The organism is Aeromonas sp. BIGb0405, from assembly GCF_024807335.1.
Lineage (GTDB): Bacteria > Pseudomonadota > Gammaproteobacteria > Enterobacterales > Aeromonadaceae > Aeromonas > Aeromonas rivuli.
In genome coordinates this window covers 58,093-79,458 of the sequence record NZ_JANUEP010000009.1, presented here as the reverse complement: position 1 = coordinate 79,458, position 21,366 = coordinate 58,093, and the positions used below count along the sequence as shown (strand labels likewise).

Below are 21,366 nucleotides of genomic sequence, written 5' to 3'. Positions count from 1 at the left end.
CCGCTTCTGGGGGTTACTATACCCAGAAGCGGCCCAAATAGCACAGCATGGCACCCCGCTCGTGAGAGGGGAAAATAAGAGTGTTTGGCGGGATAGACGCTCCTGAGCGGACAGGGCAAAATGAGCTGGCCTGTTCCCCTAGACGTAAGGAAATGTATGACCCAACAGAATGAGCAGCAGAGAACTCGCATGTTGAGCCTGCTGCGCGACGGCGAGCGTCGGATGTTGACCCAGTTGTCGGGCCTGCTGCGCAGTTGTGCAGACGAGATCAATGCCGAACTGGACAAGGAGGAACTGCAGGAGATCCTGGAGCAACCCATCACGGTCGAATACCTGAGTGGTGTGGTCCAGCATCATCTGTTCGAGCGGCTGCACAAGGGAGACATGGCGGCGGCCCAGCGTATGTTGAGTCAATATCAGCAAGATATCGAAGCCATGCTCAGGAAAGAGCAGACGGTCGAAGAGCAAGAGGCGCCCCTGGTCAACGCGCCGGCCTGAGCCGCCCCAAGCTTGCAATGGGGGCTGTCCTGTCAACGGTGGCAACCCGGACCCCAGCGCAATCCATCACTCACTCTGCATGACCCTTGGCACTGATTTGCCAGTGGGCGGGGAATGAGTAACAAGGTCCACCTCAGGGTGGACCTTTTGCATGGCGATGACAGGCTCAGGCGTGTTGCGTGACCTGAGTCGGGATGGGGAAGATCTTGTCATAGAGCAGGTTGTAGACGAAGGCATAGACCAGGTAGAAGACCACGAAGCCAAGATCCAGCACCAGGGCCTCCAGCAGGCTGATCCCCAGCCACCAGGCCATGGCGGGCAGGGCCACGATCAGCAGACCCCCCTCGAAGCCGATGGCATGCCCCACCCGCTGCCAGAGCGTCTTGTGGGTATGACCCTGCCGCTGTTGCAGCAAGCGATCAAATCCCAGGTTGTAGACATAGTTCCAGACGGTGGCCAGCACAGAGAAGAACAGGGCCAGTGGTCCCATGTGGCTCAAGGCTACCCCGGTCACCCAGCTGGCGAGGGGGGCGGCGATCAGCAGGCCAATCAATTCAAAGCCGATGGCGTGGCGCAGACGATCACGGGAGTTACGCATGTCTATCTCTCTCTTCAAACAGGTTTCATGGAAAGCATGGAGGTCAATCTATCGCTTAATTGCCGGGTATTCACGTTGGTATCTATCTCTTTAATAGATACATATGGCCTATACTGCCGCTCATCAAGCCCACTCCCATGACAAGGCATTCGCTCATGAATCTCTCCCTGGAGCAGCTCAGGACCCTGTTGGCCGCCGCCGACAGTGGTTCCTTTTCGGCCGCGGCCCGCCAGCTTGGCAAGGCACAATCGGTGGTGAGCAGCGCCATCGCCAATCTGGAGGCCGATCTTGATCTCGGCTTGTTCGATCGCAGTGGTCGCTATCCGCAGCTGACCCCGGCGGGGGAGCGCATCGTGGCCCAGGCCAGGGCGGTGCTCGCCAGCAGCGAGCAGTTGCAAGCCGTGGCCCTTGAGCTGCATGGGGGGGTGGAGTCGCGGCTGACCCTGGCCATCGATGATGACTCCCAGCTCTCCTGGGTGGCCGAGGTGCTGAGTCGCTTTGCCGAGCGTTTCCCCGCCATCGAGCTGGAGCTGCTGTTTCCCATGCTCGAGGATCTCACTCACCTGCTGCGGGAGGGGCGGGCCCAGCTTGGCATCAGCTACGAGCGCCTGCAGCCGAGTCCTGAGCTGGAATTTCATGCCCTGGGGCGGCTCGCCATGCCCATAGTGGCGGCCCCCACTCACCCTCTGGCGACCTTGGCCAAGGTGGGGCTCGATCATCTCAGGCTGGAGCGCCAGTTGATGGTGACGGGTCAGCGGGGAGGCGGGGAGCGGGAGCGCTTTCGCTTCTCGCCGAATGTCTGGTGGGTGGAGGGGGACTGGGGCCTGCTCGAGCTCACCAAGCGCGGCCTTGGCTGGGGCTCAGTGCCTCAGTATTTGTTGCAGGGGCCCCTGGCCCGGGGGGAGGTGGTGCTCTTGCCGGTGGACTTCCTCGCGCAGCAGAGCCTGGGGTTGGAGCTGCTGTGGCGCCGGGACAGATCCCTGGGGCCCGCTGGCCGCTGGCTCAAGGATGCCCTGGTGAGCCATGCCCGTCAGGTGTTCCGGGACTGAAGGCGGCGTAAAGCCTCGGCCTTGATTGCTGTTGCCCGACAGCGAGGCAGCTCCAAGGGATCGGGGCAGCCTCTGTCATATTTCCCCGTATGGCAAGCCCGGGGGCGGCTAAGCGGGTAGCGGCACCGCCACCAGGCTAACAGCGCCTTCTGAGTCAGGGCGGCAGTCGAGATGACGGCCATGCAGGGGCAGCAAGCTGGATCTGTGCGCCACGCTGACGAGGGTGGTATCCGGCAGCCGGGTCAGCAGCAGCCGATAGAGCCTGCTCTCGGCGGCCTCATCCAGGGCGCTGCTGGCCTCATCGAGGAACAGCATGCGTGGTTTGTGCAGCAGGGCACGGCCCAGGGAGATCTTCTGCTGCTCCCCTGGCGAGAGGCGTCGCTGCCAATCCTGCACCTGGTCGAGCTCGGGGAGCAGAGGGGCGAGCAGGCAGAGCGCCATCACCTGGCCTATCTCCTCATCGCCATAGGCACCCTCGGGCTCCGGATAGCAGAGTGCCGCGCGCAGGGAGCCTTGCGGCAGATAGGGGCGCTGGGGCAGGAAGAAGCACTCATGGGCACTCAGGGTGGAGACCTCCCCTCTGGCATGGGGCCAGAGTCCGGCGATGGCGCGCAGCAGGGTCGATTTACCGCAGCCCGAGGGGCCGCTCAGCAGCAGATGCTCACCCCGTTGCAGCACCAGGTTATCAAGATGCAGCAACGGCATGCCGGTCGGCGTCTCGAGGAGGAGACCCTGGATCCGTAATGGCCGTTCGAGGTCCCGATCCGGCGTCAGTTGCAAAAGAGTGGGCGCCGGTTGGCTAATGGCCTGTTCGAACTGACCGAGGCGGTTGAGGCAGGCCTTCCAGCTCGCCAGCTGATCGAAGGCGCCGATAAACCAGGAGAGGGCACCCTGTACCTGGCCAAAGGCGGAGGCGGTCTGCATCAGCCCCCCCAGACTTATCTGTTTGGCGAAATAGTGGGGAGCGGCCACCAGAATGGGGAATATGGTGGCGAACTGGCTGTAGAAGGTGCTGGCCATGTTGAGTCGCTTGCTGAGCCCCATGATGGAGAACCAGTTATCCCGCACCGAGTGAAACTCCCGATTGAGCCGCTGCTTCTCGAACCCCTCCCCCCGTTGCAGGGCGATGGCGTCGGCATGCTGGCGCACCCTGATGAGCCCGAAGCGAAAGTTGGCCTCCCTCTGTTGTTGCTGGACGTTGAGCCCGACCAGGGGGCGGCCGAAGCGCCAGATGACCCAGGAGCCAACGAGGGCATAGCCCAGCGCGAACCAGACCATGTAGCCCGGGATGCTCAGGGTCTGGCCCATGAGGGCAAACGTCAGGCTGCCCCCTATGCCCCAGAGGATATGCACGAAGGAGAAGAGGGTGACCAGGCTGGAGAGCAGTCCCAATCCCAGGGAGAGGGCGCCATCGGTGAGAGAGCCCAGATCGTCGGCGATACGCTGATCCGGGTTATCCAGTTCGGCGCTGCGCTCCAGATGCAGGAAGCTGTGCTGCGCCAGCCAGCGATCCAGATAGTGGCTGGTCATCCATAGGCGCCAGCGCATTTGCAGGCCCTGGGTGAGATAGATCTTGTAGACGGCGACCAGAATAAAGGCGATGGCCAGGGCGGCAAAGTGCCAGAGCTGGGTCTTGAAGGTGGCGAAATCGTGGCGCTCAAGGGCGTTGTAGAAGAGGTTGTTCCAGCTGTTGAACCTGACGTTGAGGTACACCATGGCGAGGGTGAGCCCTATGATGGCCCCAAGTCGGGCGAGGGCGTGCCAGCGTTGTTCGGAGCGCCAGTAAGGGGTGAGCAGGCGCCAGCTGGTGGCCCAGGAAGAGGTCTTGTTCATGTCGTCACCTTGTGCAGAGAGGGAGGTGTGAAAGCGGGTTTCGATATGGTTTGGAGTCCGGGCCGGGTCACATGGTTCAGGCGAGAATTAATTGCCGCTGAGTTGCAGGGCATGGCGGGCAGGCGAGGCGTGCAGAGGGAGTGTGTGTTAGGGGCAGTCTATGAGCCACCCTGGGCGAGCGTCCTTTGCGGGCCCGGTGGTGAGCCCGTGAAAGGATCGGTCGGGGCGGGCAGGGAGGCGGTCAGCCAGCAAAAAGGCCCGCTGAGGGGCCTTGGCAAGCGAGAGGGGGGCCGCTTAATCTTCCAGCGAGTAGGGCAGGGGCTGAAGGTGGAGGCGTGAGCCCTCTTCCTGCTTGAGGCGATAGACGGCGTCGGCCTCGGTATCCTTGGGCAGCACGGCGGTGAGCCAGACTCGGCCATCCTGCTGCCAGGCATTGAGCACCAGGCCGCCACGGCGCCAGTTCTCGCCCAGTTGCAGCTCCAGGGTGTCGCCGCTCGCCACAGGGGCTGTCGCCTCACCGGCCAGCACGAACAGAGAGCGATTGCTGGCACCGCGATACTTGGCGCGGGCCACCGTCTCCTGACCCATGTAGCAACCCTTGGTGAAGCTGATGCCGCCCAGGGCCTGCAGGTTGATCATCTGGGGAATGTACTCCCCCTGATGCACCGCCTCCAGATGGGGAATACCCGCCAGGATATCCAGCGCCCACCAGAGGGCGGGTTCGCCCTCGGGCAAGGTCAGGGCGGGATCCTGCTCGCACACCAGCAGCCAGCGATCGGTGGCGACCCGCACCGCCATGCCCTGGGGGATGAGGCCGGTCTCGCCGAGGCCGAACTGGGTGGCGACCCAGCCATCTGTGCCCGTGCCTGCGATGGCCAGACTTGTCCAGTCGCTCTGCTGGATATCGACCTTGGCGAACACGGCAAATTTCTTCAGCTCAGGCAGCTGGCGTGCCAGCAGAGATCGCTTGGTTTGCAGCAGCAGGCTGTCGGTCAGGCAGTAGAGGCGAAAATCCCCCCACAGCTTGCCCTTGGCATCGCAATGGCCACCCAGGCTACTCTGCCCCGGCGCCAGGGCGCTGACATCACAGGTGACCTGACCTTGCAGGTACTTGACTCTGTCCTCGCCCGTCAGGCGGACAACAGCGTAATCGGTCAGGGAGAATTGGGTTGGCTCGGCCGGGAAAACAGGGGGTTGCAGGCTCACGATCGCATTCCTGAGACAAAAGTATGTGACCTGCATGGTAAAGACGTAAGGAATGTTTGTCAGCCGGAAAATCCTGCTGTTACCATCCACGGGTCTTTGTAAGGAGAGTGCCATGTTGAGCCCTATCGAGAAATCCCGCCTGAAGTGGGCCTGCCGTCGCGGCATGCTCGAGCTGGATGTGATCTTTATGCCGTTTTTTGAACACGAGTTCGACAGCCTGAGCGAGCCCGAGCAGCTGACCTTCATCCGCCTGCTGGAGAGCGATGACCCGGATCTGTTCAAGTGGTGCATGGGCCATGGGACACCGGAGGATCCGGCCTTTGCCGCCATGATCCCGCTGATCCTCCGGCGCAATCAGGCCCGTCACGACGCCCAGCGCTGAGGCCTGAGTGCAGATCCCCGTGACCGTCTCCCGGCGCCAGCAGCTCTGTCTGCTGGCGCTGTTTTTATTGCTGCTCTGGCCCGTCTCGTCGCTGATCCAGGGCGGATTATGGGGACTGTTTCTGCCGTGCTGGCTGCTGGGGTTGGGGTTGGCACAGCGTCAGGCCCATCAAACTCAGGGAGCCTTGCGGTGGGAGGGGGAGTGGCTCCATTGGCAGGGGCAGCGTTACCGGATTGGGCCGCGCAGCTGCATCTTGCCCGGCGCCCTTTGGCTACAGATACTCGGAGAGCGGGGTGGGCAGGCTCGCCTTTGGCTGTTCGCCGATGCCCTGGCCCCCGAGCACTACCGTGCCCTGGCCCGGGCCGTGCACCTCCATCCAGGGCGCAAGGGGCAGTAGGGAGAGGCGGGGCTGTCAGCCTGGCTATCAAGGCACAGAGGGTGGCCGCTCTCCCATAACAACAGACCCCGCACTCGGCGGGGTCTGTTGTTATGGCGGGGTCAATCCCTGTCCGGGGTCAGCACGGTAGGCTTGGGGTTGGGCTTCAAATCAGGGAAGTCCAGGTTGTAGTGCAGGCCGCGGGACTCTTTGCGCTGCATGGCGCAGTTGACGATGAGTTCGGCTACTTGCAGCAGGTTGCGCAGCTCCAGCAGGTTGTTGGAGACCCGGAAGTTGGCGTAGTACTCCTGCACCTCCTGCTTGAGCATGTCGATGCGGCGCTTGGCCCGCTCGAGCCGCTTGTTGGTGCGCACTATGCCCACATAGTCCCACATCATCAGCCGCAGCTCGTGCCAGTTGTGCTGGATAACTACTTGCTCGTCCGAATCGTCCACCAGGCTCTCATCCCAGGCCGGCAAAGCGGGAGGTGACACGCTCATGGGCAGCTTGGCCAGGATGTCAGCACCGGCCTGATGGGCATAGACCACGCATTCCAGCAGAGAGTTGGAGGCCATGCGGTTGGCACCATGTAGGCCGGTGTAGGTCACCTCGCCGATGGCGTAGAGCCCGGGAATATCGGTCTGGCCATTGTTGTCTATCATCACTCCGCCACAGGTGTAGTGGGCTGCGGGGACGATGGGCATGGGCTCCTTGGTGATGTCGATGCCAACCGCTAGGCAGCGCTCATGGATGGTCGGGAAGTGCTTGATGATGAAATCCGCCGGCTTGTGGCTGATATCCAGATACATGCAGTCGGCCCCGAGTCGTTTCATCTCGTGGTCGATGGCGCGGGCGACGATATCCCGTGGTGCCAGTTCGGCCCGCTCGTCGAACTCCGCCATGAAACGGCTACCATCGGGACGACGCAGATAGGCGCCCTCGCCGCGCAGTGCTTCGGTCAGCAGGAAGTTCGGATCGTCCGGATGGAACAGGCTGGTGGGGTGGAACTGGTTGAACTCCAGATTCGCGACCCGGCAGCCGGCGCGCCAGGCCATGGCGATGCCATCCCCCGAGCTCACATCCGGGTTGGAGGTATATTGGTAGACTTTGGAGGCGCCCCCCGTGGCCAGGGCCACGAAGCGGGCGCGGATCACCTCGACCTGTTCGGCGTTGCGGTTCCAGACGTAGGCACCCAGCACCTTGTTGCCCGGCAGGCCCAGCTTGCGGGTGGTGATGAGATCGACCGCATTGAAGCGCTCCATCAGCTGGATATTGGGATGAGCCCGTACCTGATCGACTAGTGTGGTCTGCACCGCCTTGCCGGTGGCATCGGCGGCGTGGAAGATGCGACGATGGCTATGGCCCCCTTCCCGGGTCAGGTGATAGTGGGATTCGCCGTGGTCATCTTCTTCCTGATCGAAGGGGACGCCCTGCTGGATCAGCCACTGGATGGAGTCGCGGGCATGGCGGGCGGTGAACTCGACGACACCGGGGTCACACAGGCCTGCGCCTGCGTTAAGGGTGTCACTGACGTGGGACTCGATGCTGTCGGTTTCGTCAAACACGGCAGCGATGCCTCCTTGCGCATAGAGAGTGGCCCCCTCACTGATGGGCCCCTTGCTCAGAACCAGGACTCTTGCCTGATCGGCCAATCGCAGCGCGAGAGACAAACCGGCGGCACCGCTGCCAATGATGAGAACGTCGCAAAGGTATTCAACACTTGCTTTCATAAGTATCATTGGCCTGGATAAAGAACTGGCACCATGGTAGCCCAAGCAAGGGTAACGGTGCAGCACGCATCACTTTTTTTTCAACTAAAGCGAACTTTCTCTGATTCTCCCTGTCTGAACTTGTGCGCTTAGGAAGGGCCGGAAAAGAAAAACGATAACCTTAATGGGGGTCTTACGGCCTGATGAGCGACCAGAATTTACTGGACGAACAACTGGTTGAGCGAGTCCAACGTGGCGATAAAAACGCGTTCAACCTGTTGGTAAAAAAATACCAACACAAGGTGGTCAACCTGGTAGCCAGGTATGTCAATAATCCGGGCGATGTGCCGGATGTAGCGCAAGAGGCGTTTATCAAAGCCTATCGGGCGCTGCCGACATTCCGTGGCGAGAGTGCCTTCTACACCTGGTTGTACCGAATTGCCGTCAATACGGCCAAGAATTACATCACCTCCCAAGGGCGCAGGCCGCCCAGCAGTGACGTGGAGGCTGACGAGGCAGAATACTACGCTGGTGGAGAAGCCCTGCAAGAGGTCGCCACCCCGGAGAATCTGGCACTGACCGACGAGATAAAACGGACAGTGTTTGCCGCCATAGAGGCGCTGCCTGAGGACTTGAGGACAGCTATCACCCTTCGTGAATTGGAAGGGCTGAGCTATGAAGAGATTGCAGAAATCATGGATTGTCCTGTGGGTACGGTGAGATCCCGCATCTTCAGGGCGAGGGACGCAATCGATAAAAAGCTGAAACCTCTGACTGAGAATTAAACTGGGGAAGACAGGTTAACTTATGGCAAATAAACAGCAAATCTCGGCCCTGATGGATGGTGACCTGAGTGATGTACAGGAACTCGACTTCTTGGCGATGGATGCCGAGTCGCGGGATACCTGGAGCCGTTACCATCTGATCGGTGATGCCATGCGGGGAGATCTGCCGCTCAATCTGCAGCTGGATCTCAGCGACAAGATAGCCTTGGCACTCGATGAGGAGCCAACCATATTGGCTCCGATCGCGGCACCTGTTCAGCCGGTGCGGCAACCCGGTCGCGTCATCCCCTTCCTGCGCCGTGCGGGCCAGCAATTTGGTCAGTATGCCATTGCCGCCTCGGTCGCCGCTGCCGTCATCTTTGGGGTGCAGCAGTATCAGGGTCAGGATCCTGCCATGCAGACCAATCCTGTGCTGAACACCATACCCGTCGGCGGCAGTGCCGCACCGGTAAGCGTTCACTACGCCCAGGAGGGTGACCGAGCAAGTCGTCAGCAAACATTGAACGAGCAGCAGATGAATGAGCAGCGGGCGCGTATCAATGCCTTCCTGCGCGATCACCAGTTGCAGCAGCGCTTGTTGCAAGACAAGCAGGTTCAGGAATAAGGGCCTATCCGCCATCACCCTCTTCTCTCAGGAATGCTAACGTGCGCCAGTCCAGCCGTATCCTGCTGGCATCTGTCCTGCTGATTTGTGCCAAGGCCTCGGCCGACGAAATGTCGGCCGAGGCCTTGTTGCAGCAGATGCAGAGTGCCTCTACCCAACAGAATTTCGAACTCTCCATGGTCAAGGCGAGGCAGGGGCGGATCGAACCGCTCCGGATCAGCCACGCCATCATTGATGGCAAAGAGGTGGCTCATCTGAGCTATCTGGATGGCAAGGCGGTGGAGTACCTGCAGCGCCAAAATGAGTTCACCTTCTTCGAGAACACCCACGAACCCTATACCCTCAAAGGCGGTCGTTTCCCCGGTATCTGGTCCACCCTGGTCAGCATGCCGCTGGCACGGGTGCTGGGTAGCTACGATCTGGTGGTCGCCGGTCGCAGCCGGGTGGCAGGTCGTGTCTCCCAAGTGATCCGCATGGTGCCCAAGGAAGCGGACAAGTACGGCTTCGTGCTCTGGCTCGATGAAGAGAGCCACTTGCTGCTGCGTGCCGACATGATCGACAAGGAGGGTAACCTGGTCGAGCAGGTGCTGGGGGTGGATCTCGATCTGATGACGACGCCATCTCCCTGGTTGGTGACCCTGGCCAGCAGCCAGCTGCCTCAGGCGTTGGCGTTGGAGGATGCCTATCCGGCCCCCCAGCAGACTCTGAACTGGCAGATCACCTGGTTGCCAGAGGGCTTCAAGGTACTCTCTCAGGACAAGCATCAGTTGGTGACCACCAGTACTCCGGTCGATTACATGATGCTCTCCGATGGTCTGGTCGATCTCTCCGTTTACGTGGTCCGGGTCGATCCCAAGCAGGCGGTGCGTCAGCAACTCATCCGCCAGGGGGCAACCTCTCTGGTGAGTTTCGTCAACGATGTCGGGGTCGAGATCACTGTGGTGGGTGAGGTTCCGGCCGATACCGCCAAGCGTATCGCCGAGTCGGTGCGCCCGCTGACCCGCAACGAGACAGTGCAGTAGGCGTGCTGATGACGTATGGTGGGCGGGATCAGAGAAGAGAGGACGTTAACCTTGGATGAGATGAGCGAAGAGGTGGCGACAGTGGTCGCCATTGACGAACAACACATCTGGGTTGAGTGCGAGCGGCGTTCCGCCTGCAGTGGCTGTCAGCAGCAGTCCAACTGCGGTACCGGGACGGTTGCCAAGGCCTTTCCCCAACGTCAGCAACGGATCCGGGTACCGAGAACCATGACGCTGGCGGTGGGTCAGCAGGTGCGGCTCGGCATCCCTCAGCAGAGTCTGCTGCGTGGTGCCGCCCTGGTGTATGTGTTGCCCCTGTTCTGTCTGCTCGTCGGTGCCTTGCTCGGACAGCTTTGGTTGGCTCCCCTGCTTGCGGGAGGCGAGGGCATCACCATTCTCAGTTGCCTGGGGGGAGGTGCCCTGGGATTCCTGCTGGTTCGCTTCTATTCAAACCGTCTCGACCAGGGGGCTTACGGTCCCCGCATTTTGGGCGCGGTACTCACCACTCGCACCCTGTCATAACCATGTTGGCCAGCACCTGGCCTACCCGCAGACTAAAGATTGGCCGTTTAGCGGGTTATCCAGTAAAATCCTGCCTCCATATCCGGCCCTAACCTAATTTGAGTGATCCCTGCTCGATGAAATACATTCGTAACTTTTCGATTATTGCGCACATAGACCACGGTAAATCGACCCTGTCGGACCGTCTGATCCAGACTTGTGGCGGCCTGTCCGACCGTGAGATGCAGGCTCAGGTGCTTGACTCCATGGACCTGGAGCGCGAGCGCGGCATTACCATCAAAGCGCAGAGTGTGACCCTGAACTACCAGGCTCAAGACGGTAACACCTACCAGCTGAACTTTATCGACACCCCGGGTCACGTGGACTTCTCCTATGAGGTATCCCGCTCGCTGGCTGCCTGTGAAGGTGCACTGCTGGTGGTCGATGCCGGTCAGGGGGTTGAGGCACAGACTCTGGCCAACTGCTACACCGCCATGGAAATGGCGCTGGAAGTGGTGCCAGTGCTCAACAAGATAGACTTGCCTGCCGCCGAACCCGAGCGAGTCGCCGAAGAAATTGAAGACATCGTCGGCATCGACGCCATGGAAGCGGTGCGTTGCTCCGCCAAGACCGGCCTCGGGGTCGATCTGGTGCTGGAAGAGATCGTGGCCCGTATCCCGCCCCCCGAAGGAGATCCCGATGCCCCGCTGCAAGCGCTGATCATCGACTCCTGGTTCGACTCCTACCTGGGCGTGGTTTCTCTGGTGCGCGTCAAAAACGGCTCACTCAAGAAGAACGACAAGATCAAGGTGATGAGCACCGGTCAGGTGTGGGGCGTGGATCGCATCGGCATCTTCACTCCCAAGCAAGTCGACACCCAAGGTCTGGGTTGCGGCGAGGTAGGTTGGGTGGTGTGCGGCATCAAGGACATCCACGGCGCCCCCGTCGGCGATACCCTGACCCAGGCCAAGAATGGTGCCGACAAGGCGCTGGCGGGCTTCAAGAAGGTCAAGCCGCAGGTTTATGCCGGTCTGTTCCCCATCTCCAGCGATGACTATGAGTCATTCCGTGACGCCCTCGACAAACTCTCCCTGAATGACGCCTCCCTGTTCTTCGAGCCAGAGAGCTCGACCGCGCTGGGCTTTGGCTTCCGCTGTGGCTTCCTTGGCATGCTGCACATGGAGATCATCCAGGAGCGCCTGGAGCGGGAATACGATCTGGAGCTGATCACCACGGCACCGACCGTAGTTTATGAGATTGAGCTCAACGATGGCTCGACCATCCACATTGACAGCCCGGCTGCGATGCCTGCCTTGAACAACATCAAGGAGATGCGCGAGCCTATCGCCGAGTGCAACATACTGCTGCCGCAGGCGTACATGGGCAACGTCATCACCCTCTGTATCGAGAAGCGTGGCGTGCAGACCAACATGGTTTACCACGGTAACCAGGTGGCGCTGACCTATGACATCCCCATGGCGGAAGTGGTGCTCGACTTCTTCGACCGCCTCAAGTCTACCAGCCGTGGCTACGCCTCCCTGGATTACGGCTTCAAGCGCTTCGAAACCTCCGACATGGTGCGCCTCGACATCATGATCAACGGCGATCGCGTCGATGCTCTGGCCATCATCACCCACAAGGAGAACGCCCAGTATCGCGGTCGCCAGGTGGTGGAGAAGATGCGTGAGTTGATCCCGCGCCAGATGTTCGATATTGCCATTCAGGCCTCTATTGGCAGCCAGATCATCGCCCGCAGCACCGTCAAGGCCCTGCGCAAGGACGTGACCGCCAAGTGCTACGGTGGCGATGTGAGCCGGAAGAAGAAACTGCTGAACAAGCAGAAAGAAGGCAAGAAGCGGATGAAGTCCATCGGTCGTGTCGACGTGCCGCAAGAGGCCTTCCTCGCCATTCTCCACGTAGGAAAGGATTAATCGATGGCAAGTACGTTTTCCCTGATCCTGGTTATCGTCTGTGCGGTGACCGGCATTATCTGGTGTATCGACAAGCTGGTGTGGTCCAAGCAAAGGGCCGCCAAGATTGCCATGGCCCGTGCCCATGGCGGTGCAGGCCTGGATGAGAAGACCCTCGCCAAGGTGGCGCCGGTGCCGGTATGGATAGAGCAGACGGCGGGGATCTTCCCCGTCATCACCCTGGTGCTGATACTGCGCTCCTTCTTGTTCGAGCCGTTCCAGATCCCGTCGGGCTCCATGATGCCGACCCTGCTGGTGGGCGACTTCATCCTGGTGGAGAAGTTTGCCTACGGCCTCAAGGATCCGGTCAGCAACACCAAGTTCCTCGAAACCGGTGAACCGTCACGGGGCGATGTGGTGGTATTCAAGTATCCGCTGGATACCCGGATTGACTACATCAAGCGAGTGGTCGGCATGCCCGGCGATCGGGTCATCTATCGCAACAAGCAGATCATGATCCGTCCCAAGTGCGAGGAGCAGGCAGGGAAAACGTGCCCGGGTTTCAAGAAGCTCGATGTCAGCTTCGACCAGCGTGGGGAATTCAGCCAGATGGGTATCCCCCTGGATCGCTTTACCGAGCAGTTGGGTAGCGTGAGCCACGATACCCTGCGCAACCCCCTGATGCCGGATCTGGTGGATCGCTACTATCGCCAGCCCGGTACCTACCCGGATGAATGGGTCGTACCAGAGGGTCACTACTTCGTGATGGGCGATAACCGTGACAACAGTACCGACAGCCGTTTCTGGGGCTTCGTGCCCGAGCAGAATCTGGTCGGCAAGGCGGTTGCCATCTGGATCAGTTTCGAATTTGAGCGCGACGAGAGCTCCTGGCTGCCAAGCTGGGTGCCGACCGACGTGCGCTTCAACCGCATCGGCGGAATAAAGTAATGATGAATATCAAGATGAACAGACTGCAGTCCCGTCTCGGGCATGTCTTTTCGGACAAGGATATGTTGACCCGCGCCCTGACCCACAGAAGCGCAGGATCCCGCCACAACGAGCGTCTGGAGTTCCTCGGGGACTCCATCCTCAGCCTGGTGATTGCTGATGCGCTCTTCCACCGCTTCCCGCAAGCGGCGGAAGGGGATCTCAGCCGGATGCGTGCCACCCTGGTGCGCGAGAAGACCCTGGCCGAACTCGGCCGCGAGTTCGAGCTTGGGGATCACCTGATCCTGGGGCCGGGCGAGCTCAAGAGCGGCGGTTATCGTCGTGAATCCATCTTGGCCGATACGGTCGAGGCGATGATAGGCGCCGTCTATCTGGATACCGATCTCGAGGCGGTGCGGACCTTGTTGCTGAGCTGGTATGCCAGCCGCCTGGACGAGATAAAGCCGGGCATAGAGCAGAAGGATCCCAAGACCCGCCTGCAAGAGATACTGCAGGGAAGCCGTAAATCCCTGCCGACCTACACTGTGACCAAGGTCAAGGGTGAGGCGCACAATCAGGAGTTCACCGTGCACTGTGAGGTGGATGGCCTGGATGAGCCACTTATTGGGGTCGGCACCAGCCGCCGCAAGGCCGAGCAGGCCGCGGCGCAGCAAGCACTGGAAAGACTGTCATGACTGCTATTGATGCAAGAGGCCGCGGTCTTTCAACACAACAGGCACTGGAAAAACTGTCATGACGGATACAGATACCACTTACTGCGGCTTTGTCGCCATCGTGGGCCGCCCCAACGTGGGCAAGTCCACTCTGCTCAACAAGCTGCTTGGCCAGAAGGTGAGCATTACCTCGAAGAAGCCCCAGACCACCCGTCACCGGATTTTGGGGATAGACACCGAGGACAACTATCAGACCATCTTTGTGGATACCCCGGGTCTGCACATCGAAGAGAAGCGGGCCATCAACCGGCTGATGAACCGTGCCGCCACCAGTTCTCTGGGGGACGTGGCCATGGTGGTGTTCATGGTCGACGGCACCCACTGGACCAAGGATGACGACATGGTGCTCGGCAAGCTGCGCCATCTGCCTTGTCCCGTGGTGCTGGCGGTCAACAAGATAGACAACGTCAAGGATAAGGAAGACCTGCTGCCTCACCTGGAGTGGCTCGGTCAGCAGATGAAGTTCTCCCATATCCTGCCCATCAGTGCCGAGAAGGGCACCAACGTGGAGAAGATCCGCGAGTGGGCCAAGGATCTGCTGCCGGAAAACGTGCACTTCTTCCCGGAAGATTACGTGACAGACCGTTCGTCCCGCTTCATGGCCTCCGAGATCATCCGTGAGAAGCTGATGCGCTTCACCGGTGAGGAGCTGCCCTACTCGGTGACCGTGGAGATAGAGCGCTTCAAGGTCGAAGATAACGGTATCTACTACATCAATGGCGTGATCCTGGTGGAGCGCGATGGCCAGAAGAAGATGGTCATCGGCAACAAGGGTGAGCGGATCAAGACCATAGGCACAGAAGCGCGCATCGACATGGAACGCCTGTTCCAGAACAAGGTGCACCTGGAGCTGTGGGTCAAGGTCAAGTCGGGCTGGGCCGATGATGAGCGCGCCCTGCGCAGCCTTGGCTATGGTGATGATTAAGTGGTGATGATCGATTGCTGACACCGGCCTTCGTTATCCACAGTCGGCCCTATCGGGAGACCAGTCAGCTGGTCGAGGTATTCACCCAGGATAGTGGCCGATTTACCCTGGTGGCTCGCGGTTCTCGCGGGCCACGTTCCCCTCTAAAAGGGCTGCTGCAGCCTTTCTCCCTGCTCACCATTGCCTGGCGTGGCAAGGGGGATCTCAAAAACCTGACCGCAGTCGAGTGCCCGGACTACTCCCTGCGTCTGAGCGGCGACCTGCTGTTCTATGGTCTCTATCTCAACGAGCTGGTCTACTACCTGCTGGAAGCCCATACCCCCTTTCCCGAGGTGTTTGATGGCTATGCCCGCGCGTTGATGGCGCTCACCGATGGCGAAACCCCCGAGTTGCCCCTGCGTCGTTTCGAGTTTCTGTTGCTGCAATCCCTCGGCTATGCGGTGGATTTTGAATATGCCGCCGACGATGAGAGCATCATAAGGCCCGAGTTATTGTATGGCTTCGAGCGCGAACTCGGTTTCGTGGCTTGCGAGCGCACGGCAGATCCCCGTACCCTGTTCCTCGGCGCTCACCTGCTGGCCTTCGCCGAGGGGCGTTTCGATAGCCCGGCACTGTTGCAGGCGGCCAAACGGTTCAGCCGCCTGGCGCTGCAACCCTACCTGGGGAAGCGGCAACTCAAGAGCCGGGAGCTGTTTATCAAGCGAAAGAGTAGCGTCTCGGCCTGAGGGATCATGGACTCTGTTCAGAGGCGGGTTGGCCCAAGGGCGACCGACCTGGTCCGTAGTGGATTTTTATACAGACTTTCAAGGAGTTGTTAATGAGCGATATCTATCTGGGCGTGAACATAGACCACATTGCCACCCTGCGTAACGCCCGGGGCACCCAGTACCCGGATCCGGTGCAGGCCGCCTTCGTCGCCGAGCAGGCAGGGGCAGATGGCATCACGGTTCACCTGCGCGAAGACAGACGCCACATTACCGACCGTGATGTCGAGATCCTGCGTCAGACCATACAGACCAGAATGAACCTGGAGATGGCGGTGACCGAGGAGATGATCGAGATCGCCTGCCGTATCAAGCCGCATTTCGTCTGCCTGGTGCCGGAAAAGCGCACCGAGGTGACCACGGAAGGCGGTCTGGATGTGGCGGGTCAGCTCGATAAAATCACCGATGCGGTGCGTCGGCTGAGTGAGGTGGGTGCCAAGGTATCGCTGTTTATCGATGCGGATTATCAGCAGATAGACGCGGCCGTGGCGAGTGGTGCTCCCTTTATCGAAATCCACACCGGCCGCTATGCCGATGCTCCCACCGACAGTGAGCGCTGCGCCGAGTTCAAGCGCATCGCCGCCGGGGCTTCCTATGCGGCCGATAAAGGACTCAAGGTCAATGCTGGTCACGGCCTGCACTACCACAATGTTCAGGCCATCGCCGCCATCCCCGAGATCTATGAGCTCAACATTGGTCACGCCATCATAGGCCGTGCCGCCTTCGATGGTCTGGCCAAGGCGGTCGCCGACATGCGCGTCCTGATGCAGGAGGCGCGCGCCAGCGTCTGATACCCTCAATCGGCGACAGCATGTCTCTCGATGAACCGCCAGCGGGCTATCCCGCTGGCGGTTTCTTTTTTGGGGGAGGGCAGGGCTGGAGCTAGTCTGACGCTCGGTTCAGGGATGTGCTGGGTGGTACTTCTCAAGCAGGGCCATCAGGGAGATGACCTGACTCGCGACTCAGGGATGTGCTGGGTGGTATTTCTCAAGCAGGGCCATCAGGGAGATGACCTGACTCGCGACTCAGGGATGTGCTGGGTGGTACTTCTCAAGCAGGGCCATCAGGATGGCCTGACTCTCATTATCGGGTTCGCTGTCGACCCTGGCCGCGCGAAAATGGAGCTGAAAGGCGCGCAGGGCATCCCGGCTTGGGGCATCCCAATCACCGCTCTGGGGCAGGTCATAGCCATAGCGAGCAAGCGCCTGCTGCCAGCGTGCGGCATCCCAGCGCCCCTGGGGAGCCTGTTCCAGCTCGGCGTTCAATACCGCCACCCGCGCCTCATCGGGCCAGGCGCCCACCCCGTACTCCAGAGAGAGGCGCCGCCAGGGGAAGCGAGGGCCGGGATCCAGCTTGCGGGTCGGCGCTATGTCGCTATGAGCCAGCACATGGGTCGGGGGGATGTGATAGCGCTCAACGAGATCTTGACTGAGCGCGCCAACGGCGGCGATTTGCGCCTCGGTGAAAGTTTGCCAGTGGCGGGCATCAATCGGCAGTTGAGCCTCCTTGGTGTCGTAGCCCAGGTTCACTATCTCTATACCCAGCGAGCTGGCGTTAAGCCCGGCCTGATTGTGCCAGCGACTGCGGCCCGCATGCCAGGCGCGCTGGCTGTCCGGTACTAGCTGATAGATGGGCAGGGGGCTGCGATCCGGGGCGCGGGGCACCAGATAGTGGGCGCTGACCTTGTAGGGGGATTGGGTGAGCAGGCGCAGGGAGTGGTCATCATCTTCATCCGTGTAGTGCAGGATCAGGAAGGCGATGCGGCCATCCTGGCTGGCGCTCTGATATTGGTGTTCGAGCCGATAGTGGACGGGTTTGCAACCTTGCAGGACGAGGAGCACCAGCAGGAGGCTGCAGCAGAGTACAAGGGGAGAGAGCTGCGCCGCGCTCCACCCCAGGGAGCGGATCTGGTGGGGGAGCGACGGCGCAGCCATGACTCAGCCGCGCAGCTGCGCAGTCAGGCCAAGCAGGAAGTTGCGCAGTATCTGATCGCCGCAATCCTGATAGTGTTTGTGATCCTTGGAGCGGAACAGGGCACTCAGCTCGGATTTGGAGAGCTTGAAGTCGGCGGCCTTGAGGGTTGCCAGCATGTCATCTTCCTTGAAATTCAAGGCGATGCGCAATTTACGCAAGATAAGATTGTTGTTGATCCGGTTGGGGATCTGCTGGGGCGGCGCGTCTTCGCGTACACCACGGCGCACGACTATCATGCCGTCGAGGAACTGGCTGAGGGCAGCGTCAGGGCAGGCGACAAAACCGGCTTCCTGCTCTTCCCCTTCGGCGGCTTCTTTGAGCAACCAGCTGTGCAGCAGGGCGTGATCGACGGGCAGGTTGCCTTTGGCAAACATCTCGACCATCTGGTCGTTGCTGATGCTGAGGGCATAACGCAGGCGGCGCAATATATCGTTGTTGGTCATGATGACTCCTGTAAAAAAGCGGGCAACTGTACCACTTGCCGGAGGTGGCGTCAGAAAAAGCGGCCAGGACTGCGCCAGCTTCCCTTAAAGGTAGCGGGGCGCTTCGGCACGCACCTGCTCGATGGCGTCTTGCAACTCCAGTAACTCGGGTTCCAGTTCGGCCAGGACGGTGCCATCACGCAACTGCTGTTCGAGTTGGGAGAGCAGGCGCTGCAGGCCTGGCACGCCGGAATAGGCACAGCCGCCATTGAGCCTATGGATCTGATCCAGCACCTGTTGCTGTTCGGCCTCACCCCGGATAGCGGCATCCAGCAGGGGATCCAGCTCGTCGAAGCTTATCAGCAACATGGTCAGCATCTCTTTGGCCAGTTCAGGCTTGTTGGCCGCCTGACGCACGGCCAGGGTCCAGTCTATCTGCTGGATGGTACTGCTCTGGTGACGCCTGTGGGCGAAGTCCTTGATGAGTTGAGCCAGCATGCCTTCGTCGATGGGCTTGGCCAGGTAGTCGTCCATGCCCTGGCGGATCAGGCGCTCGCGCTCCCCCGGAATGGCGTGGGCCGTCACCGCCACTATGGGAGTCTCGGTATTGAGGGACTGACTGCGGATCACCTGAGTGGCACTGATGCCATCCATGATCGGCATCTGTATGTCCATGAAGATGATGTCAAAGCCCTGGCTCTGGGCCTGCTTGACCGCCTCCTTGCCGTTCTTGCACAGCACCACCTGGCTGACCATCTCCTTGAGCATGGCGGCAATCAGTTTGAGGTTGGCGGCATTGTCATCCACCGCCAGCACCCTGATGTCCTCAATCTGGCGGGGCGGGATCTGGGGCAGTGCCAAAGGCGCGTTGCTGACCGCCTCTGGGGAGAGCAGGGCATGGAGCAATTTGCGGTGATTGATGGGCTTGGAGAGACAATGTTGGGCCCCATGCTGGTGCATCTTCTCATACAACGCCGGCTCGTGGCTGCTCAGCAGCACGATGCGATTCTGCTGCCCCTTGAGATCGTCAAGGCGGGCCAAGACCGATTCTGTGCTGTGGCGCTGGCTGCTGCCAATCACCACTATGTCCTGGTCGGTGATGGTGGGCCAGGGGGCATTGGGCTCGACCAGCACGACATCCAGCAGCCACTCCTTCAGCAGGGCGCACAGAGAGGCCTGAGCGAAGGGATCCGCCTCCAGCAACCAGACGCGTCTGCCACGGATGCGGTCCAGCGGCAGCTGATCGGCCTGGGGCAGGGGCGAGACTTCCAGATCCAGGCTGAAGGTGAATACGGAGCCCTGTCCGAGCTCGGATTCGAAGCGGATGAGGCCGCCCATCTGCTGCACCAGTTTCTGGGTGATGACGAGGCCCAGGCCGGTGCCCCCATAACGTCGGGAGATGGAGGAGTCGGCCTGGTTGAAGGCCTGGAACAGTTGGCGCTGCTGATCCGGCGAGATGCCGATACCGGTGTCGCGGATCTGCACATTGAGGCGGAATGTGCCTTGGTGCAGGGGGCCGCTCTGGCTGATGTGGACATCCACGTTGCCCTGCTCGGTGAACTTGATGGCGTTGCCTGCCAGGTTGGTGATCACCTGTTGCAGCCGCATGGGATCGCCGGTGAGATGATCCGGCACCTCGGTATCGACGCGCAGTGAGAGCTCGAGCTGCTTGTCGTGGGCGCTCGGGCCGAGCAGGTGCATGGTCTCGTTGAGGGTGTCGCGCAGGCTGAACGGGATATGCTCGAGTTGCAGCTTGCCCGCCTCCAGCTTGGAGAAGTCGAGGATGTCGTTGATGATGCCGAGCAGGTTGCGGGCCGACTTCTCTATGGTCTGCATGTAGTCGGTCTGACTCGGGGTCAACGCCGTCTTGAGCAGTTGGCGGGTGAAGCCGATGACCCCATTGAGCGGGGTGCGCAGCTCGTGAGACATGTTGGCGAGGAACTCGGATTTGACCCTGGCCGCCTCCTGAGCCCGCTTCTTGGCCATGTCGAGCTCGACGTTCTGGATCTCTATCTGTTCAAGTGTCTCCCGCAGGTCTGAGGTGGCCTGATCGATATTCTGCTGCATCTCCTCGTGATATTCGGAGAGCGCCTTGGCCATGGCGTTGATGCCATTTTTCAGCATGTCCAGCTCACCGGTAAGCTGGCCGCTGACCCGGGTATCGAGCCGCCCCTCCCTGATTTTGTGCACCGCCTTCACCATGTCAGTGATGGGCTGAGTCACGCTCTTGACCAGTCGGAAGCCGAACAGGGTACTGACGGCGAGGCCGATCAGCACCATGACCACCGCGAAGAAGGTATCGCGATATTGCAAGATCATGGCCCTGTCGGTGGTCATCTGCATCGAGATATAGCCAATGACGGGGGGCTCGACATCGCTGGGCAGCGGGAAGCCATCCAGGCTGGTTTCGGCCTGGATCGGGGTGCGCAGGATGATGTCGTCCCCATAGAGGGTGACGCTGGTGAGTTCGGGTATGGTGCTGCCATCCGGCAGCCGCAGCCGGGTGAAGTCGCGGTGATAGTTGGACGTCACGAACAGCTGGTTGTCCTGGGTAAAGACGGCGATGGACTTGATGAGCGGTGAGTTCTTGCGGTGAGTCAGGCCAATCAGCCGTTTGAGGGACTCACGACTGTGCTGGGTCATGCCATATTCACTGGCGATGGCCAGGGGCTCTATGATGTTGATGCCCTGATCGATGAGATTGTTTTCCAGCTGCTGATAGCGGTGGAAGGTGAAATAACCCGCCATCAGGCCGCCAATGATCAGGGTCGGCAATATGGTAAAGGCCAGCACACGGGCTCGAAGGCCGTACTTGGTCATGCGGATGATCCCCCGATGAGCAGGCTGGGCAAGATTGTCAATGACACGACACGGGCTCGAAGGCCGTACTTGGTCATGCGGATGGTCCCCCGATGAGCAGGCTGGGCGAGATTGTCAATGACACGGCATGAGCGCGAAGGCCGGACTTGGTCATGCGGATGGTCCCCCGATGAGCAGGGTGGGCGAGATTGTCAATGACACGGCATGAGCGCGCAGGCCGGATTTGGTCATGCGGATGGTCCCCCGATGAGCAGGCTGGGCGAGATTGTCAATGACACGGCATGAGCGCGCAGGCCGGATTTGGTCATGGGAATAGTCCCCCGAAGC

The 21,366-nt window shown here is 60.5% G+C and carries 21 protein-coding genes; 14 read left to right on the top strand and 7 right to left on the bottom strand.

Annotated elements, in window-relative coordinates:
- Positions 1-156 precede the first annotated feature (156 nt).
- Entirely contained in the window at positions 157-498 is a 342-nt protein-coding gene (locus M2366_RS16620; RefSeq protein ID WP_224431240.1) for a hypothetical protein, read from the top strand.
- Positions 499-664: 166 nt separating this feature from the next.
- On the opposite strand, the gene M2366_RS16615 is transcribed toward M2366_RS16620, so the two are convergent.
- The gene (locus M2366_RS16615) at positions 665-1,096 is read right to left on the bottom strand and encodes a PACE efflux transporter (RefSeq protein ID WP_259270188.1); all 432 of its coding nucleotides are present in this window, start codon (positions 1,094-1,096) and stop codon (positions 665-667) included.
- Between the two features lie 155 nt (positions 1,097-1,251).
- On the opposite strand from M2366_RS16615, the gene M2366_RS16610 reads away from it, so the two are divergent.
- Entirely contained in the window at positions 1,252-2,145 is an 894-nt protein-coding gene (locus tag M2366_RS16610) for a LysR family transcriptional regulator (RefSeq protein WP_224431239.1), read from the top strand.
- 108 nt (positions 2,146-2,253) lie between these two features.
- Here M2366_RS16610 and M2366_RS16605 read toward each other — a convergent pair whose 3' ends face one another.
- Positions 2,254-3,978 (bottom strand): ABC transporter ATP-binding protein/permease, encoded by a 1,725-nt coding sequence (locus M2366_RS16605; RefSeq protein WP_224431238.1) that lies wholly within the window; start codon positions 3,976-3,978, stop codon positions 2,254-2,256.
- 294 nt (positions 3,979-4,272) lie between these two features.
- Complete coding sequence (gene ygfZ / locus M2366_RS16600; RefSeq protein ID WP_259270187.1) at positions 4,273-5,220, bottom strand: tRNA-modifying protein YgfZ; 948 nt, start codon at positions 5,218-5,220, stop codon at positions 4,273-4,275.
- Between the two features lie 76 nt (positions 5,221-5,296).
- On the opposite strand from ygfZ, the gene M2366_RS16595 reads away from it, so the two are divergent.
- Both M2366_RS16595 and M2366_RS16590 read left to right on the top strand, forming a co-directional pair.
- A complete protein-coding gene (locus M2366_RS16595; protein WP_224431236.1) occupies positions 5,297-5,566 on the top strand; it encodes a succinate dehydrogenase assembly factor 2 in 270 nt (89 codons plus the stop codon).
- A 13-nt stretch (positions 5,567-5,579) separates the two neighbouring features.
- The gene (locus M2366_RS16590) at positions 5,580-5,963 is read left to right on the top strand and encodes a protein YgfX (protein WP_259237366.1); all 384 of its coding nucleotides are present in this window, start codon (positions 5,580-5,582) and stop codon (positions 5,961-5,963) included.
- A gap of 101 nt (positions 5,964-6,064) precedes the next feature.
- Here M2366_RS16590 and nadB read toward each other — a convergent pair whose 3' ends face one another.
- Positions 6,065-7,672 carry an L-aspartate oxidase gene (gene nadB / locus M2366_RS16585; RefSeq protein WP_259270186.1) on the bottom strand — a complete coding sequence of 536 codons (1,608 nt, stop codon included), beginning with the start codon at positions 7,670-7,672 and terminating at the stop codon, positions 6,065-6,067.
- A gap of 182 nt (positions 7,673-7,854) precedes the next feature.
- Between nadB and rpoE the strand changes: the two genes are divergently transcribed.
- From rpoE to pdxJ, 10 genes are all read left to right on the top strand, one after another.
- Complete coding sequence (gene rpoE, locus M2366_RS16580; protein ID WP_005898862.1) at positions 7,855-8,436, top strand: RNA polymerase sigma factor RpoE; 582 nt, start codon at positions 7,855-7,857, stop codon at positions 8,434-8,436.
- 22 nt (positions 8,437-8,458) lie between these two features.
- Positions 8,459-9,040 (top strand): sigma-E factor negative regulatory protein, encoded by a 582-nt coding sequence (locus tag M2366_RS16575; protein WP_259237346.1) that lies wholly within the window; start codon positions 8,459-8,461, stop codon positions 9,038-9,040.
- A gap of 41 nt (positions 9,041-9,081) precedes the next feature.
- The gene (locus M2366_RS16570) at positions 9,082-10,062 is read left to right on the top strand and encodes a MucB/RseB C-terminal domain-containing protein (RefSeq protein ID WP_042042965.1); all 981 of its coding nucleotides are present in this window, start codon (positions 9,082-9,084) and stop codon (positions 10,060-10,062) included.
- A gap of 60 nt (positions 10,063-10,122) precedes the next feature.
- Positions 10,123-10,584: a SoxR reducing system RseC family protein gene (locus M2366_RS16565; protein WP_259270205.1), complete on the top strand. Its 462-nt coding sequence runs from the start codon at positions 10,123-10,125 to the stop codon at positions 10,582-10,584.
- A 116-nt stretch (positions 10,585-10,700) separates the two neighbouring features.
- Positions 10,701-12,494, top strand: a complete 1,794-nt coding sequence (gene lepA / locus M2366_RS16560) for a translation elongation factor 4 (RefSeq protein WP_224431233.1) — start codon at positions 10,701-10,703, stop codon at positions 12,492-12,494.
- A gap of 3 nt (positions 12,495-12,497) precedes the next feature.
- Positions 12,498-13,421, top strand: coding sequence for a signal peptidase I (gene lepB / locus M2366_RS16555; RefSeq protein WP_259237345.1), 924 nt, complete (start codon positions 12,498-12,500; stop codon positions 13,419-13,421).
- Positions 13,422-13,423: 2 nt separating this feature from the next.
- A complete protein-coding gene (gene rnc / locus M2366_RS16550; RefSeq protein WP_042043031.1) occupies positions 13,424-14,095 on the top strand; it encodes a ribonuclease III in 672 nt (223 codons plus the stop codon).
- Positions 14,096-14,153: 58 nt separating this feature from the next.
- On the top strand, positions 14,154-15,059 hold the full coding sequence (gene era / locus M2366_RS16545) for a GTPase Era (RefSeq protein WP_224431232.1): 906 nt from the start codon (positions 14,154-14,156) through the stop codon (positions 15,057-15,059).
- Positions 15,060-15,073: 14 nt separating this feature from the next.
- A complete protein-coding gene (gene recO / locus M2366_RS16540) occupies positions 15,074-15,784 on the top strand; it encodes a DNA repair protein RecO (protein ID WP_042042972.1) in 711 nt (236 codons plus the stop codon).
- Positions 15,785-15,876: 92 nt separating this feature from the next.
- A complete protein-coding gene (gene pdxJ / locus M2366_RS16535; protein WP_042042973.1) occupies positions 15,877-16,614 on the top strand; it encodes a pyridoxine 5'-phosphate synthase in 738 nt (245 codons plus the stop codon).
- A 234-nt stretch (positions 16,615-16,848) separates the two neighbouring features.
- Here the strand turns inward: pdxJ and M2366_RS16530 are convergent, their stop codons facing one another.
- From M2366_RS16530 to barA, 3 genes are all read right to left on the bottom strand, one after another.
- Positions 16,849-17,757: an N-acetylmuramoyl-L-alanine amidase gene (locus M2366_RS16530; protein WP_310508878.1), complete on the bottom strand. Its 909-nt coding sequence runs from the start codon at positions 17,755-17,757 to the stop codon at positions 16,849-16,851.
- 3 nt (positions 17,758-17,760) lie between these two features.
- Entirely contained in the window at positions 17,761-18,240 is a 480-nt protein-coding gene (locus M2366_RS16525) for a DUF1456 family protein (protein ID WP_042042974.1), read from the bottom strand.
- A gap of 84 nt (positions 18,241-18,324) precedes the next feature.
- The gene (gene barA, locus M2366_RS16520; protein WP_224431231.1) at positions 18,325-21,039 is read right to left on the bottom strand and encodes a two-component sensor histidine kinase BarA; all 2,715 of its coding nucleotides are present in this window, start codon (positions 21,037-21,039) and stop codon (positions 18,325-18,327) included.
- Positions 21,040-21,366 lie beyond the last annotated feature (327 nt).